The organism is Gilvimarinus sp. F26214L (assembly GCF_054401055.1).
The window spans coordinates 387,733-403,698 of sequence record NZ_JBTIYG010000001.1; the positions used below are offsets into that span (position 1 = coordinate 387,733).

14 protein-coding genes are annotated in these 15,966 nt (G+C 60.2%); 5 read left to right on the forward strand and 9 right to left on the reverse strand.

Features of this window, described 5'->3' with window-relative positions:
- Positions 1-17 precede the first annotated feature (17 nt).
- From ACURWW_RS01645 to nagZ, 4 genes are all read right to left on the reverse strand, one after another.
- Positions 18-230: a cold-shock protein gene (locus ACURWW_RS01645; RefSeq protein ID WP_445615269.1), complete on the reverse strand. Its 213-nt coding sequence runs from the start codon at positions 228-230 to the stop codon at positions 18-20.
- A 529-nt stretch (positions 231-759) separates the two neighbouring features.
- Positions 760-1,530 (reverse strand): S-methyl-5'-thioinosine phosphorylase, encoded by a 771-nt coding sequence (locus ACURWW_RS01650; RefSeq protein ID WP_445615270.1) that lies wholly within the window; start codon positions 1,528-1,530, stop codon positions 760-762.
- A gap of 47 nt (positions 1,531-1,577) precedes the next feature.
- Positions 1,578-2,135, reverse strand: a complete 558-nt coding sequence (locus tag ACURWW_RS01655) for a hypoxanthine-guanine phosphoribosyltransferase (protein WP_445615271.1) — start codon at positions 2,133-2,135, stop codon at positions 1,578-1,580.
- A gap of 13 nt (positions 2,136-2,148) precedes the next feature.
- Positions 2,149-3,201, reverse strand: a complete 1,053-nt coding sequence (nagZ, locus tag ACURWW_RS01660; RefSeq protein WP_445615272.1) for a beta-N-acetylhexosaminidase — start codon at positions 3,199-3,201, stop codon at positions 2,149-2,151.
- Between the two features lie 253 nt (positions 3,202-3,454).
- Between nagZ and lexA the strand changes: the two genes are divergently transcribed.
- On the forward strand, positions 3,455-4,060 hold the full coding sequence (lexA, locus tag ACURWW_RS01665; protein ID WP_445615273.1) for a transcriptional repressor LexA: 606 nt from the start codon (positions 3,455-3,457) through the stop codon (positions 4,058-4,060).
- Positions 4,061-4,130: 70 nt separating this feature from the next.
- On the opposite strand, the gene ACURWW_RS01670 is transcribed toward lexA, so the two are convergent.
- From ACURWW_RS01670 to ACURWW_RS01680, 3 genes are all read right to left on the reverse strand, one after another.
- Positions 4,131-4,655 carry a DUF6586 family protein gene (locus ACURWW_RS01670; protein WP_445615274.1) on the reverse strand — a complete coding sequence of 175 codons (525 nt, stop codon included), beginning with the start codon at positions 4,653-4,655 and terminating at the stop codon, positions 4,131-4,133.
- A gap of 30 nt (positions 4,656-4,685) precedes the next feature.
- Entirely contained in the window at positions 4,686-7,394 is a 2,709-nt protein-coding gene (gene topA / locus ACURWW_RS01675) for a type I DNA topoisomerase (protein WP_445615275.1), read from the reverse strand.
- Positions 7,395-7,820: 426 nt separating this feature from the next.
- Positions 7,821-8,342 carry a hypothetical protein gene (locus ACURWW_RS01680; protein ID WP_445615276.1) on the reverse strand — a complete coding sequence of 174 codons (522 nt, stop codon included), beginning with the start codon at positions 8,340-8,342 and terminating at the stop codon, positions 7,821-7,823.
- Between the two features lie 218 nt (positions 8,343-8,560).
- Here ACURWW_RS01680 and ACURWW_RS01685 point away from each other — a divergent pair, with 218 nt between their 5' ends.
- Together ACURWW_RS01685 and ACURWW_RS01690 are read left to right on the forward strand one after the other, a co-directional pair.
- The gene (locus tag ACURWW_RS01685) at positions 8,561-8,995 is read left to right on the forward strand and encodes a universal stress protein (RefSeq protein ID WP_445615277.1); all 435 of its coding nucleotides are present in this window, start codon (positions 8,561-8,563) and stop codon (positions 8,993-8,995) included.
- Positions 8,996-9,336: 341 nt separating this feature from the next.
- Entirely contained in the window at positions 9,337-11,373 is a 2,037-nt protein-coding gene (locus tag ACURWW_RS01690; RefSeq protein ID WP_445615278.1) for a transglycosylase SLT domain-containing protein, read from the forward strand.
- Positions 11,374-11,376: 3 nt separating this feature from the next.
- Here the strand turns inward: ACURWW_RS01690 and ACURWW_RS01695 are convergent, their stop codons facing one another.
- Both ACURWW_RS01695 and ACURWW_RS01700 read right to left on the reverse strand, forming a co-directional pair.
- The gene (locus ACURWW_RS01695) at positions 11,377-11,613 is read right to left on the reverse strand and encodes a glutaredoxin family protein (protein ID WP_445615279.1); all 237 of its coding nucleotides are present in this window, start codon (positions 11,611-11,613) and stop codon (positions 11,377-11,379) included.
- Between the two features lie 14 nt (positions 11,614-11,627).
- On the reverse strand, positions 11,628-12,524 hold the full coding sequence (locus ACURWW_RS01700) for an FHA domain-containing protein (RefSeq protein ID WP_445615280.1): 897 nt from the start codon (positions 12,522-12,524) through the stop codon (positions 11,628-11,630).
- 236 nt (positions 12,525-12,760) lie between these two features.
- Here ACURWW_RS01700 and ACURWW_RS01705 point away from each other — a divergent pair, with 236 nt between their 5' ends.
- Both ACURWW_RS01705 and ACURWW_RS01710 read left to right on the forward strand, forming a co-directional pair.
- A complete protein-coding gene (locus tag ACURWW_RS01705) occupies positions 12,761-13,603 on the forward strand; it encodes a PP2C family protein-serine/threonine phosphatase (protein ID WP_445615281.1) in 843 nt (280 codons plus the stop codon).
- Between the two features lie 7 nt (positions 13,604-13,610).
- Complete coding sequence (locus ACURWW_RS01710; RefSeq protein WP_445615282.1) at positions 13,611-15,947, forward strand: SUMF1/EgtB/PvdO family nonheme iron enzyme; 2,337 nt, start codon at positions 13,611-13,613, stop codon at positions 15,945-15,947.
- Positions 15,948-15,966 lie beyond the last annotated feature (19 nt).

Sequence of the window (15,966 nt, forward strand, 5' to 3'; positions counted from 1 at the left end):
GGCGCTCCGGGGCCCTGCTACAGGCACACCACGTCTTCAGCCTGCAAGCCCTTCTCCCCCTTCTGCATGGCGAACTCCACCTCCTGACCCTCGCTCAGCGAGCGGAAGCCTTCGCCGCGAATATTGCGATAATGGACGAAGATATCGTCGCTGTGCTCACCGCAGGTGATGAAGCCGTAGCCACGGGCGTTATTGAACCATTTGACTGTGCCTTTAGATCGATCACTCATACTGCTACCTCTTATTGTTATGAAACTCCATGTACTGCTGCATCTCCATGTTGTTTCAAATGATACCGACCCCTTTGCTGAATCCGAACCCATTCGGCTCACCAGAAGGGAACTCACTTCCGCTGTGCGAAACAGGTCCACTCCCAGGACGTTCTTTTGTCGCGGCTGCCGCCTCGCGCTCCGAGACTAACCGACGAGGCTCTGCTACTCAAGTCACCCAACCGCGGAAAAGGGTGGATTTTTTTATCGAGTATTTCCCTGAGCTTATCGCTGTGCAAGGCCGCTTACCCGGGCCACCCGAACCAACGGTATACCGGCCTCGCCATCATCAGACCACCTGAACCTCACCGATCGAGGACCGACGTTGCTCGACATTCGGCGTTCCGCACGGTGAAAAAATAACAAAAAGGGTGGTTGGCGTGCAGCGTTTACATGCCTACAAACTTCTTTGTACGCCAAATTTTCGGTACCGCGAACCGGAACCGTCGGGCTGATGCCGCCAAATAGCTTGGAGCCTCACCGAAATGTCTTATATCCGCGCGTTCTGAGTAGCGAGGCTCGAAAGCACCATCCCGATCAGCTTCTTTGCATCCTCGACACCCACGGCGAGTTGACTGTAGACGCTATCAAGGCTCAATGGGACTGAATCGAGACCCGCGGCCCAATTCACAACCAGCCCCAGCGCCGCGTACGGCAATCCCAATTCCCGCGCGAGTATCGCCTCCGGCATACCGGTCATTCCCACAAGGTCACAGCCGTCGTTTCTCAGGCGACGGATTTCTGCGGCGGTTTCGAGCCGCGGCCCCTGGGTGCAACCATAGACCCCGTTGGGAATAATTTGCAGATTGCGTTCCCGTGCAAGGTCCAGCAGGCGCTGGCGCCACTCTGGACTATAAGGATGTTCGAAATCCGTGTAATTCACCTGTTCGCCGCAGTCGTCGAAGAAGGTGTGGTCGCGCCCCCAGGTGTAATCCACGATTTGATCCGGACACACCAGGCACCCGGGCGCCATATCCGCACGAATTCCGCCAACCGCGTTTATCGCAAGCACTCTCGCAGCTTTCAGCTCGTGCAGTGCCCAGATGTTCGCGCGGTAGTTGATCCGGTGAGGCGGAACCTTGTGGCCGGGGCCGTGGCGCGGCATGAATGCGAGCTTCACCCCCTCCAGCCTACCGACCGTGACAGGCGCCGCTTCACCAAAAGGGGTGTCACGAACTGCGGTCTGCGCGTCTTCCAAGGCGTCGAAACTGTTGAACCCGGAGCCGCCGATGACAGCGAGATGAACGGTGTGTGTAGCCATTTGGTTGGATCTTGTCTGCGTTGCGATTGCGCGCGTCTTGATTTGTGTTATTTCTTGTCGCGCACTGCATAGATGCCCGGCAGGTTTCGGCCATAGCCTTCCAGGTCCATTCCGTATCCGAAAACGAAGCGGTCCGGAACTGTCAGGGCGGTGAAATCTGCCTGCTTCATCGCGCGGTTCCGCGCGTGGTCCTTCTGGACCATTACGGCCGTTTTTACATCCGCTGCACCCCGGTCGCGGCACCAGCGGGTCAGTGCCTGAAGGGTATAACCTTCGTCAAGGATATCGTCAGCCAGCAATACGCGACGACCCTCGATCACTTCCCGGGCCTGCGCATGCCAGTCGAGACGCCCGCCCTGGCGTGCCTCGCCGTAGCGAGTCGCATGGATGTAGTCCCATCTGAGCGGCATGGACAGGTGAAACATCAGTTGGGTGGAGAACGCCACACCGCCATTCATGACACAGAGCATCAGCCATTCACCGCCAGCCAGTTGCGCGTTGATGTCCCTGGCCAATGCTGCAATGGCCTCATCAATCTGCCCTTGGGTGTAAAGTAAATCGCTGTTCTCGATCAGATGTCCGGCAGAAAAACGTTCACTGCTCATAGATGACGAACAATCACCCACGGCTTGCATCCTGCACTGCCTGCAACTCTGCCCGGCAATGCCGCCAGCGGGGGTCTGCCTGTAACGCAGACCAGTCCCAATCACGGCGCTTACGCATGGTGGACAGTCGTGGAGAAACGTCGGGCGGATTGCGCTTGAGACGATCAAGGACCTCAAGGGCACCACTGCGGTTATTGCAGACCAGCACCATATCGCAGCCGGCGCCAAGCGCCAGCTCGGCCCGGTCTCCATAGCTGCCGCCTGCGGCGGCGCCCTCCATGGAAAGGTCATCCGAAAAGATGACCCCTTCAAAGCCCAGCTGGCCGCGCAGTTTTTCCTGCAACCATGGCCTCGAGAAGCCGACGGGTTGTTCGTCCACGGCCGGAAAGACGATGTGCGCGGGCATCACCGCATCGAGGATCGCGCGTAGTTGCAGGAAGGGCTGCCAGTCCCGCGCTTCCACCTCGCGCCAGTTGCGCTCATCAATCGGCAGTACCAGATGGCTGTCGCCCCTCACCCCTCCGTGTCCGGGAAAGTGCTTGCCCGTCGCCGCCATTCCGGCCTCGTGCATTCCCTCTATGAAGGCTTCAGCAAGGCGACTTACTTCCTGCGGGTCGGCGGAAAAAGCCCGGTCAGCGATAACGCTGCAGTGCTCCTCATCCACATCGAGCACCGGCGCAAAGCTGAAATCCACATCGGCTGCGAGGATCTCCGCCGCCATCAGCCAGCCCGCATCCCTGACCCGTTCGAGGGTGGCGGCCGGATCCGCCCGGTAGCCGCACAGAAAGCTCTGCATGGGTGGCAGGCGTGTGAAGCCTTCGCGAAACCGCTGAACCCGCCCGCCTTCCTGGTCCACGGCCAGCAGAAGCTCGGGGCGTACCGCACGGATTTCGCCGACCAGGGCCTCCAACTGCCCGCGGGACTGGAAGTTCCGGCTGAAGAAAATTACCCCTCCAACCAGGGGCTCCCGCAGCAGGTTCTTTTCATCGTCTGTCAGGGTCAACCCCTCCAGGTCCAGCATAAGGGGGCCGGGGGGATGGGCGGAATGTGTCCGGTTGGCTGCCATGGTTTACTCTACGTCAGAAAGAGGCCGATAAACTTATACCAGTTTACCCCCTTCGTCATCCGCTTTCCGTGAAGCCCCGCCGCTTAACGCCGAGCGGTCAGCAGCTGCCTGGTCGCTTGCATCCGCCTGGGCACTGGATATAATACCAGTCACTGTACAAAGCACCAGATCCTGCTTCTTCCGTGCCTGGGGCCGTTGCGCGGAGCGCGCAGTGCCGCGTACAGCCTGCTGAAAACAAGGAGCCGACAAGAGCATGATCAGACTGACCGAACGACAGGAAGAAGTTCTTCGCCTCATCCGCGATTACATCCGCGAAACGGGTTATCCACCCACGCGGGCCGAAATTGCCGAAGAATTGGGCTTCCGTTCCGCCAACGCCGCGGAGGAGCACCTTCGGGCCCTGGCACGGAAGGGAGCCATCGAGATGGTGCCCGGTGCCTCCCGGGGCATTCGCATCCCGGATGAAGACAACGGGCTGCCGGTGGTGGGTCGGGTGGCAGCAGGCAATCCCATCCTCGCCGAAGAGAACATCGAAGACTACTGCGATATCTCGCCCTCTTTTTTCTCTCCCCAGGCCGACTACCTGCTACGGGTGAAGGGCTACAGTATGCAGGATGCAGGCATCCTTGACGGAGACCTCCTCGCCGTCCACCGAACCACCCAGGTGCGCAACGGGCAAATTGTGGTGGCCCGGATCGGTGAAGAAGTGACCGTCAAACGGTTCCGCCGGGAGCGAAACAAGCAGCAGGTGGAGCTGGTACCGGAAAACCCGGACTTCGACATCATAGAGGTCAACCTCAAAGATGACGACTTCTCCATTGAAGGTTTGAGTGTGGGCGTAATCCGCCGGGGCGGCTGATTTGCGGGGCGTTCCGGCCCTTGGTCTGGACCTCGCGCAGGGTTTGCCAGACCTTCGCTAGCAGACGGGCTTATTCCTCATGGAGTGACGCCCGTAACCGGTCCACAAGGCTTTGAGCCGCCCGACACCAGCTTCCAACCAATTCCTGCGCAGTGGCGTTATCCACCGTTGTAAGGTCGACGGCGGGAATCGAGGCCGGGTTCACAGAGTTGCCGTGTTCGCTCCTGAATCGCTGTGCCAGATACAAGGGATTGCGTCTGGCCCGAAGCAACTCCCGCAGCCATGAATCATTCTGCTTGCGCAGGTTCAGCAGTTCCCCCAACTCAGTGGCCTGTGGTGCGCGCTCAGCGAGGCCTTCCATCAGCTCCGGGAGCTGCTCCCCTGTGGGGTCCAGATTCACATTGTACTGCTCCGCCAGTTCCGCGACGAAATAGCTCAGTCCGCAGCACATTTGGCCGACGGCAGCATCCAGATGAGCATGCCGAGCGACCCGGCCGTTGATGTCATCCTGTTGCGCGTCGCTGGCTGCCAGCGCGATGCGAGCGAACGCCAGCTTCTGATTGACGATTGCGGAATAAAACAGTTCTCCGGCCATTCAGGCCTCCGTACAAGCGCCTGAGACGCATCAAACCTTGGCGCCGCTGCGCTTCCTGGCAGTACGCGTACTACCCGTTTTACGTTTGCTGGCTTTTTGCCCGGCACCTTTGACTTCGCCGCTGCTCACCCAGCGTCCATTTTCATAGAAGGCCTTCCAGCCGGTTGCCTTCCCTTCCACTTCCGACTGTACATACTGCTCCTTGGTTTTCCGGCTGTAGCGAACCACTGTTTTGTTCCCCTCCGGGTCTTCAGTGGGCGCGGAAAACAGGAAGTTGTACTTGGGGTCGATCTCACTCTTGTGCGGCAGAAGCTCCTCCACCAGCGGCGCACGCGTCTCCCGGTTCTTGGGGAACTGGCTGGCAGCCAGAAAGATGCCCGACGCTCCATCTCGCAATACGTAGGTATCGTCGACCTTCTCGCACTGCAGCTCGGGCATGGGCACAGGATCCATTTTGGGTGGTGCCGGCTCCCCACTGCGCAACAGCTTGCGGGTGTTCTTGCACTCCGGGTTGGTGCAGCCGAAGTATTTACCGAAGCGGCCCGTCTTGAGTTGCATCTCGCTGCCGCATTTGTCGCATTCGATCACCGGCCCTTCGTAGCCCTTGATCTTGAAAGCGCCCTCTTCCACCTCAAAGCCGCTGCAATCGGGATTGTTGCCACAAATGTGCAACTTGCGTCGCTCGTCCACCAGATAGCTGTCCATGGCAGTATTGCAGAGCTTGCAACGCCGGCGCGAACGCAACTGTTTGGACTCGGCTTCTTCATCCTCGTCCACGTTCACGGCTTCATCGCCGGAGACGAGATTCATGGTGTGCTTGCAGCGCTCTTTCGGCGGGAGGTTGTAGCCCGAACAGCCCAGGAAGACTCCCGTACTCCCGGTTCGAATCTGCATGTTGCGCCCGCACTGGGTGCATTTGATGTCCGTCTCAGTGGGCGTGTTGCGGCGCATGCCCTTTTCCGCGTCCTGCGCCTTGGCAAGCTCGGCGGTGAATTCACGGTAGAACTCGTCCAGGAGTGCGCGCCACTCCTTGCTGCCTTCTGCCACCTCATCAAGCGACTCTTCCATTTTTGCAGTAAAGCTGTAGTCCATCAGCTCGTGGAAGTTTTCCACCAGGCGGTCCGTGACGATGTCGCCCATCTTCTCCGCGTAAAAGCGACGGTTTTCAACTCGCACATAACCGCGGTCCTGGATGGTGGAGATGATGGCCGCGTAGGTTGAGGGTCGGCCGATTCCCCGCTTTTCCAGTTCCTTGACGAGGCTGGCTTCCGTAAAGCGGGCCGGCGGCTTGGTGAAATGCTGGTTGGGTGTAAGCTTGATCAGCTTTAGGTCGTCCCCCACTTTTACATCCGGGAGAACCACGTCTTCGTCTTTCTTGGAGATCGGCGGCAACACCTTCATGAAACCGTCGAAGCGCATGATGCGGCCACGGGTACGCAGCTCGTAGTCGTCGGCCTTCACTGTAATGGACGTACTGGTAAATTCGGCCGGCGTCATCTGACATGCGACGAACTGTTGCCAGATCAGGGTGTAAAGGCGCTCCGCGTCCCGCTCCATGCCGCTCAATTGAGTCGGCTGGACCTTCACGTTGGATGGTCGAATGGCTTCGTGGGCCTCCTGCGCGCCCTCCTTGCTGGAATAGCGATTCGGCGCATCGGGCAGATACTTTTTACCGTATTGGTCAACGATGTAGTCCCGCACACTGCCCAGGGCTTCCTGGCTCAGGTTCGTGGAGTCGGTTCGCATATAAGTGATGTAGCCGGCTTCATAAAGCCGTTGGGCCAGCATCATGGTCTTCTTCACACCGAAACCCAATCGCGTGCTGGCCGCCTGCTGGAGCGTGGAGGTAATGAAGGGAGCACCGGGTTTGGAGCGGGTGGGTTTGTCCTCGCGGGAAGCGACCTGGTAGCCGGCTTTTTCCAACTCCCGCACCGCTTTCAGGGCCTGCTCTTCGTTCTTTGGCTCGAAGGCTTTGCCCTGATGCTTCTTGACTTCGAAGCGGATGTTATTTGCCGCATCGGTTGTCAGATCGGCGAATACGTCCCAGTACTCTTCGGGGATGAACGCGCGGATTTCCCGCTCCCTCTCCACCACCAAACGGACTGCTACCGACTGCACCCGCCCGGCGGAGAGCCCGCGCGCGATCTTCTCCCAGAGCAGCGGAGACACCATGTAGCCCACCACCCGATCAAGAAAACGGCGGGCCTGTTGAGCATCCACGCGGTGTTGATCAATCGGACCCGGATGCTCAAAGGCTTCCTGAATCGCGGACTTGGTGATCTCGTTAAATACGACTCGGCGATACCGATCCTCCTGTCCACCAATGGCTTCGCGCAGATGCCAGGCGATGGCCTCTCCCTCTCTGTCCAAGTCCGTTGCCAGGTAAATCGTGTCGGCTTTGGCTGCCAGGTCCCGCAACTCTTTGACGACTTTTTCTTTGCCCGGAAGAATTTCGTAGTGCGCGTCCCATCCTTTCTCGGGATTGATTCCCATGCGGTTGATCAGTTGCTCACGGGATTTTTGCAACTTGTGTTCGGCTTTTTTCTCGGGCGACATTTTTCGGGTAATCGCCGCCTGTCGCGCACGCTCTTTGGGATCCACGGGCTTTTTCGCACCCCCACTGGTGGGCAGGTCGCGAATGTGTCCGACACTGGACTTAACAATGAACTCATTGCCGAGATAGCGATTGATGGTTTTGGCCTTGGCCGGTGATTCGACAATAACTAAGGATTTTCCCATGCTGCCCTTCTATTAAATAAACGGCGTTCAAGCAGTGCGTGACGCGAACGCTGTAACAATCTGACCACGCTGACGGAGCGCACGCCCCGCGCTCGAGCACCGATCAAGCGGATTCTGGCTCATTTCATTGCGCCTGCCGCTCCCGGAAACCGTCCCCCGGAACCCATGGGTGCGCATATATATAGGCTCAGATTTTGGGGGTCAAGTCAATTTCAGCTTCCGCTTTTGTCGCGAGGACGCCTCGAAGGCCTCTGAAGCGGGGGTTCGCGCGGGCCGCCCGAGCTCCGAACCCAAGCGCTGTAGCAAGAGCTAAGCGCTTGATTTGCCCCAACATCCGACACCACAGCCCCGTTGCGAGACGGGCACCATGGCTCTTTGGCTCGAATGGCCAAGACAGCGTCCTCGCATTGAAGTTCGTGGCACCGCTCAGGCCGCCCCATACCGCTTGAGCGATTCAAGGGTGGCCGCGAGTCGGTCCACCGCCTCCGGCGCTCCGCGTTCTCGCCAGTAGAGCCAGAGGCCGTGCGCATTGTTCTCCAGCGCCACCGCATCCGGGGGAAGATCGGACACCATGGCGCGCAAAGGGTCGTGCCACTTACTGTCCGCCACCATTCCTTCCTGCCAGTTCCAGTAGCCCTGGAAATGCCCCTCGTGGCTAATGCGTTCTTTAATAAGACGCCATGGATGGTTGGCGGGACGCCGTGCCAGTCCGTTGCCATCCTCCCCCGACCGGACCCAGGGGAGTCCGTAGCCGGCGACGGTCTCGGCAGAGTCTCGCTCGCTCGGCAGAAGATCCCGCAGGCTGACGATCCGCACTCTCAGGCCAAGCTGCGCTGCGCGATTGCGAAACCCTACAATCCGCCGCTGGGACGGCGTTGAGCGGAACCACATGATGGGTCCAACGGCCATTGCGGCTACCAGACTGATGATCAGAATCGATGTCCACATACTTTTTCCAGGTGCGCGGTTCTTGGGTCCAACTCACAGTCGTACCGTAGCGATGACTGCCGCTGGGGCGACGAACGAACAATCTTTTTCGAGCAGGTGCAAGGCCCATGCTTAGCCACTCGGGCCGCCGAGGAAGAGTTTTTCAGCGGCCTGCTAGGCAGCCTCAGCAAAAACCGATTACCATACCTGTTGACCACGCCAAAGAAAGGGGAAAAACAATGGCCCTGTACAATCATATACTCGTCGCTCTCGACCTCACTGAAGAATCCAATCAGATCCTGGATCGCGCCACCCGCATTGCCAACGGATCAAAAGTCAGCCTGGTCCATGTCATCGAGCCCCTCGCCTATGCCTACGGCGGCGATATTCCCATGGAACTTTCGGAAGTGCAAAACCAGCTTCAGCAACAGGCAAGTCAGCAGCTGGCCAAACTGGGAAAGGCCATCGGCGTGTCCAGCGAAGATCAGTACGTGGTAATCGGGCAGCCGACCTCTGAAATTCATCGCATGGCCGAAGAAAAAAACGTGGACCTGATCGTCGTGGGCAGCCACGGTCGGCAGGGGCTGGCCCTGCTCCTCGGTTCAACCGCCAATGGTGTGCTGCACGGGACCAAGTGCGACGTGCTGGCCGTGCGTGTGGACCACCACAAGTAGCCGCGACGGGCCGCAAAACCTCCCGCGGGCAACAGCGTTTGGCATACTCCTCCGGAGGCCGGTTCGGTCTCCGGGCGCTGAAAAGCCGGATACAGGAACCTGCCACTGTTAGCCGGCGCACATTTTGTGCGGGCAATTCTCACGCCTTTTAACACCGCCTGGAAACTGAACTACACTCACTGAAGCGCGACATCCAGGTTTGCAAATTGCGGCCGAACAAGCGACCGCGGTCACAGCATAAAAAACCAGATTCAGCCCCGCGATCGCCACATCATAACCATGGCGGTGCCGGACCGTTGCGCAAGACTCGCAGTTCCTCTAAATTACCGGTGAAAGGGCTTATGCACAGTCTCAGCAGGTTCGTACCGAAGTTTTCACCGCAGGCAGTACTCAACCGCCTCTTCGTGCCGCTGGTGCTGGGAACACTGGCCAGTGCCGGCCATGGGGCGCAAAACTCCGATTCGCCGTCCCTGGTGGCCCAACGGGCGGATTTTCTTGCCGCAGAGGACGCGCTGCGCACCAAGCAGCTGGAGCGCTACCGATCGCTGCACGGCCAGCTCGGGGACTACCCCCTGCAGCCCTACCTGGAATACAGCGAGCTGCGCCGGCGCTTGTATCTACTGCCGCACGAGGACGTCGACCACTTCCTGGAACGGCACTCCGGCACCTACATCGGAGAACGCCTCGCCCGTGAATGGCTGGAGACTCTCGCCAAGAACGCGCGTTGGCGGGACTATCAGAAATACTTCCCCCTCGCGAACACCAACCGCACTGAGCTGCGCTGCTACCACCTGCGCGCGCGCCTGAAGACGGGTGACGAAAAGGCCCTGGAGGAAGTCGCTGAACTCTGGAATGTGGGCCGTTCCCAACCCAAGACCTGCGATCCGCTGTTCAGGACCTGGATGGAGCGAGGCTACCTGAGCGGCGGCATCGCGTGGGAGCGCCACGGCAAGGCCATTGCAGCGGGCAACCTGTCTCTCGCTCGCTACATCGCCCGCAAAATGCCGGCAGAACTGCGCCCTCTCGCGGACCTCTATACCCAGGTCCATCGGCAACCCGAACAGCTCGCAAACCACGACAAATTCGCCGCCCAGACACCCGAAATCCACGAGATTATCCTCCATGGCATCCGGCGCTATGCTCTGCGTGACCCACTTGCCGCCCTCGGCCATTGGGAGCGATACGACGCCCAGCATTACTTTCCCGCCGAAGACCGCGCCCGCACCCAGGAATACCTCATTACCCATCTGGCCGTAGAGGGCCACGTGAAGGCAGCGCAGCGCCTGCTCAAGCAGACGGAGGAAGTGAGCAGCTCCGCGCTGATCGCCTGGCTGGTGCGTGATGCCTTGCGCAGCCTCGACTGGCAGCGCGCCTGGGATGCCATGCAACTCTTTCCTGAAGAGGAGCAGCAGAGCCCCCAATGGCTCTACTGGCGCGCCCGGGCACTCGAGAACCTCGAAATCGAGGATCCGCGTTATTCCTCGGCTGAACAGATATACGCCAGCGTCGCCCTCAGCCGGAGTTTCTACGGCTTCCTGGCGGCGGACCTGCTCGGCCGCGAGTATACCCTGGTGGATCGCCCCGTCAGCGTCTCGACAGAAACCATCGACAAGCTGCGCGGCCTCCCGGGTATCCGCCGGGCCAAGGAGCTTCTGGACCTGGATCGGATCAATCAGGCCCGGGGCGAGTGGTATTACGCAACCCGCAATCTGGAACCGATGGAGAAACTGGCCGCGGGAAAACTTGCCGCACAATGGGGCTGGTACCGCAAAAGCATCCAGGCAATGATTGAAGCACGCTATTGGGATGACCTTCAGCTTCGGTTCCCCCTGGCCTACGAAAAGGAAGTGGCCAGTGCTTCAGCCAGCACCAACATCGAACCCCATCTGCTCTATGCCATTGCACGCCAGGAGAGCGCCTTCGCCGCGGATGCCCGCTCGCCCGCCGGAGCCATGGGCCTCATGCAGCTACTGCCGTCCACCGCAAAGCGCACCGCCCGTGAACAGGGCATGCGTTATGATTATTGGGACCTCATCGACCCGAACCAGAACATCCAATTGGGCAGCCGGTATCTGCATGGTTTGCTGACCCGCTTCAATGGCAATCCGATCCTGGCCGCCGCTGCGTACAACGCCGGCCCCTATCGGGTGCAGCAATGGCTGGAGAATGGCGACCGCCAGCTACCCTACGACATCTGGATCGAGACGATCCCCTACAAGGAAACCCGCAACTACGTGCAGAATGTTCTGGCGTACTCGGTGATCTATGGGTACCGGATGGGCAAGCCGACCACCATGTTCAACCAAAGTGGCAGTGAGGGGATCACGATGCTGACCATTGGAGGCCTCGGCAGCGGCACCAGCGGCGGCGGACAGTAGCCCTCACACCAGCAGGTCAGCCACCTGCTCCACCCCGAACGGCCAGTTTATTTCACGGCCGTTCCGCGGGTTATATGCAACGGGTATGGTGAACTTGTAACGCTCCAGAAGCTCCTCGGATTCGGCAATGTCCCGCTCCTCCAACTGATAGCCGGCGGCCTCCAGAACGGGATGCATCAGGGCTCTGGCCTGCTCGCACAGGTGACAGCCGAGGGTGCTGTACAGAATGATTGTTTTCACAAAGATCGCCGCCTTCAGCCGCCCAACATTCCCTGCTGCCAGAGAAAACCCGCAATGCCCGCAGTGGCCACCAGCAGGCCGAACCCCCACCACAACCAGTTTCTCGAACCGTTACCCAGGTCGCTGTCCGGCCCGGCTTCATCGAGCGCCAGGCGCTCCGTAGCCAGGTCCGCATCATGGCGGCGTAAATGAGCGGCGCGGACATTGTGCGCTGAAGAGGCTCTGGGCGCAGTGGGCGAATTGCCGGATTTGACGTTCACCGCGGCCATGGGCCGGACCGTGGTGCGGTCAAGGTCCTCCGCTGCGGGGCCAATCACCCCGAAACTCAACGTATCGAAGCGCAGTTCGTCGCCCCGCCGCACCCGGGCTTCCACAACCTTCTGGCCATTGAGATAAGTCCCGTTTGCTGAGCCCAGATCCCGCATGTACAGCAGCCCGTTCTCCACGAACAATTTGACATGGCGGCGGGACAAGTGCGCCGCGGCGAGGGTGATATCGCAGTCGCTGGAGCGCCCGATCACGGTTTCCGCCTTGATGGGAAAAACCCGGTTTGCCAGCGCCGAATGGTTAGCTTTCAATGCCCAACCGGTGGTTTCATTGGCTGCGGCCCCGGCGGACTGGTACTGCTGCTTGGGGTCCATCACCTCGAGGCGCAGCTTGCCCACCAGCAGCTGGTCCTCCTTGTTGATCTCCATTTGCTCCGGAACCGGTCGATTGTTGACCTGGAGAGCCTGACCCGCAAGGTTGACCAGGGTAAGCTTTTCGTGCCGGACCAGGATCTCGGCGTGATGCGGCGCAACGCTGGGATCTTCCAACACCAGATCATTTCCAGCCGCGGAACCGATTGTGACTTTTGGCTCGACAAGCCAAACCCCGTTGTGTTTATTATCCGTGAAGCGGAGCTTCAGCATGCTGAATCCTCAATCTGTGAGCAATGCGCCGAAGGGCTTGCAGGCAACCGCGGCAAGGCTTTGGGAAGTTCGTCCCAGGGCTCGTAAAGTAAGCAAAACAGGCTGGGGTTTCAATAGCTTAGAATAAAAACTCTTTACCGGGATCGCCACTTCAGTAAGATGCAAGCCACACGATATGAATCTTCCCCGTGTGCTCCGGGGCAAAAAGTGATGCAACCCACAGTCCGGTATTTCGAATGTCAGTAAGCAAATCCAGCGCTGCCTCCGACAAGGGGTTGATCCGTCGAAACAACGAAGACAATTACCTCAGTCTGCCAGAGCATGGCTTGTGGCTGGTAGCCGACGGCATGGGCGGACACGAAGCGGGCGAAGTGGCCAGCGCCATCGTTGTGGAAACCCTCCAGGAAAGTGCGCGTAACGGCACAGGGCTGGTGGAGTCAATCCGGTCTGCGCATCGCGCAGTGCTCGAGGCGGTGGAAGAGGGCCGGGGCGCCGAAGGCATGGGTTCCACCATCGTGGCTCTGCACAGTGACGGGGCGGACTTTCAGGTAGCCTGGGTCGGTGACAGTCGCGCATATCTGTGGACGCCCGCGGCCGATGGCGGATGCCTGGAGCGGCTATCCACCGATCACTCCTATGTGCAAATGCTGATTGCCTCCGGTGCAATTGGCGAGCAGGAAGCCGCAAACCATCCGGACAAGAACATCATTACCCAGTGCATCGGCTCGCAGGATTGCGAACAGGTGCAGGTTGATACCGTGCGGGGACAATGGCGTGAAGGCCAGTGGATCCTGCTGTGCAGCGACGGGCTCAGCGATGAACTGAGCGATGAGGCGATTGCAGACATACTCTCCCACTCAGACACCTTGCGAGAAGCGGTTAACAGATTGATGCACGATGCCCTGGAGCACGGAGGGCGCGACAACATTACTGTTCAAATTGTCGAATCACCGCTTCCGGGCGCGGCGCGCAGGCGGCCCGCATGGCCGGACCTGCTGCAGAGCAAGCGAGTGCAGCCCGCCGTCTTCGCCGCTGCAGGGTTCATTGTGCTGCTGCTTGCATACCTGATGATGAGCTGAGACTGCCATGCAGATCCCGGGCTACCGCATTATCCGCAAGATCAATCAGGGAGGCATGTCCACCGTCTACCTGGCTGTGCAACTCAGCGTGGGTCGTCAGGTGGCGCTGAAGGTCATGTCGCCCGTCCTCAACGCCGATCCGGTTTTCAGCCGTCGCTTTCAGCGCGAGGCGAACATCGTCGGGCAGCTTTCCCACCCCAACATCGTTTCCATCCACGACATCGGCTGTTACCAGGGCCTGAACTACATCGCCATGGACTATCTGCCCGGCGGCACCGTTCACGAGCGGATGCGAGAAGGGCTGTCCAATGCAGAGGTGCTCCGGATCACGCGGGAAATCGCGCGAGCGCTGGACGTGGCGCATAACAAGGGCTACGTGCACCGGGACATCAAACCGGAAAACATTCTCTTTCGCGAAGACGGCACGGCCGTACTCACCGATTTCGGAGTCGCCCGCACCCTCAGCTCCGCTGCGCGGGTCACCAATGCCGGCACCGTGGTGGGCACGCCCCACTACATGAGCCCCGAACAAAGCCGCGGTCAGCCCATTGACGGTCGGTCGGACCTCTACAGTCTCGGAGTCGTATTTTACGAAATGCTGACTGGAGTAGTGCCCTATCGGGCAGAGGAAGCGGTCGCCATTGCTCTCAAACACCTGACCGCTCCCATCCCCAGCCTGCCGGCCCATTACGCCGTATTTCAGGGCTTGCTTAATCGGCTCCTGGCCAAAAACGTCGCGGATCGCTTTCAATGCGGCGCGGACCTTGCCGAAGCTATTGTCGCCATCGAAGAAACCCTGGCTGGTTACCCGGGGCGCGGCACCCCCCAGACCCAGCCCACGGAAATGAACGTATCCGTGCTCCTGAAAGCCCTGCTCCTGACCAGCATTGCGGCGCTGCGTGCCCGTGTGGGCCGGGGCTTTTCCGCCCTCGCCCGCCTGCGATGGTTGCGCGGAAACCGTTTCCATCGAAATCCGCCCAGTGGTGCGTTCGGGATTACGAGTAACGAGACGGCCCGCACCGAACAGCGAACACAGGTATCCACCACAGTTCGCCAGGCACTGGAGGTCGGCGAGGCGCGCCGCGGGATCCGAGCCCTGGCAGCGCGCTGCCTCGGCCTGTCACTGGTGGCCGCCGGGCTATGGACAGCCCTGAGTATGACACTGGCTGGCACCGACTTAGCCGCCGAAACCCGGATGCCGGCATCACTCCAGCAGGCCTTTGCTGCCACCGCTGAAGCGATCGCCGCTTCCCGCCCGTTTTGGCCTGCATCGCAGTCACCAGAGACTCCCGAAGAAAGCGCGCCTCCGATCAAGACCGACGGGGGCCGATCAGCATCACCGGACCAGAGCTCCGACGAAGCCACGGCACAACGGTTCTCCCTCTCGGTACTCCCGGAACCGGCAGACGCTCGTGTTCGCATCCTGAACATTCGGGAGCGCTACAAGGCTGGAATCCGCCTGAACCCCGGCTCCTACCATATCGAGGTCTCCAAGCCCGGCTACGGCACCATCAGGCGGTGGGTCCAGCTGAAGGAAAGGGATTTGCAGCTCAACTATTCGTTGAGCCGCGTCTACCAGCCGGGAGAAACTCTTGTGGATCGGCTGCCCGATGGCAGTGCCGGCCCGGAACTGGTGGTGATCGGCCCGGGCCGATTCTTCATGGGCAGCAACGGAGAGGGCAATGCCTCCCCGTCCCGCGAGGTGCAGATTGAAACCCCGTTCGCCCTGAGTCGACATGAGATCACCTTCGCCCACTATCAGCGGTTCGTCCGTAGTCAGGGAGCGATCCAGCCGAACGACGAAGGCTGGGGTCGGGGGAACCGGCCTGTGATCAACGTAAGCTGGCACGACGCCGCCGCCTACGCCTTATGGCTGAGCGAAGCAACCGGCGAGACCTACCGACTGCCAACGGAAGCAGAATGGGAATACGCCGCCCGGGCGGGGAGCACCTCAGACTACTGGTGGGGCGACGAGGACGCCGCAGGCAAAGCCAACTGCAAGCGGGGCTGCGACAGCGAATACACAGGGTTGTTTTCCAGCCGAACGGCACCCGTCGCCCGCTTTCCCGCGAACCCCTTCGGCCTCTACGATACCGCCGGGAACGTGGCCGAATGGGTTCTGGACTGCTACCGGGACCATTACCGGGATGCGCCCCTGAATGGCCGTGCCGTGGTCACACAGCGGTGCGCCCGGCGCCCGGCGCGCGGTGGCGCGGCCAGTGATCCGTACCGAGCCCTTGCCAGTCACGCGCGGGAAGCACACCGGCCCGAACAGAAATCGGCCATGATCGGCTTTCGGCTGGCAAGAGAACTCAAACCGAAACAGTTCAAACCCGCCCCTTAGTTCAACCCGGCCAGCGCTT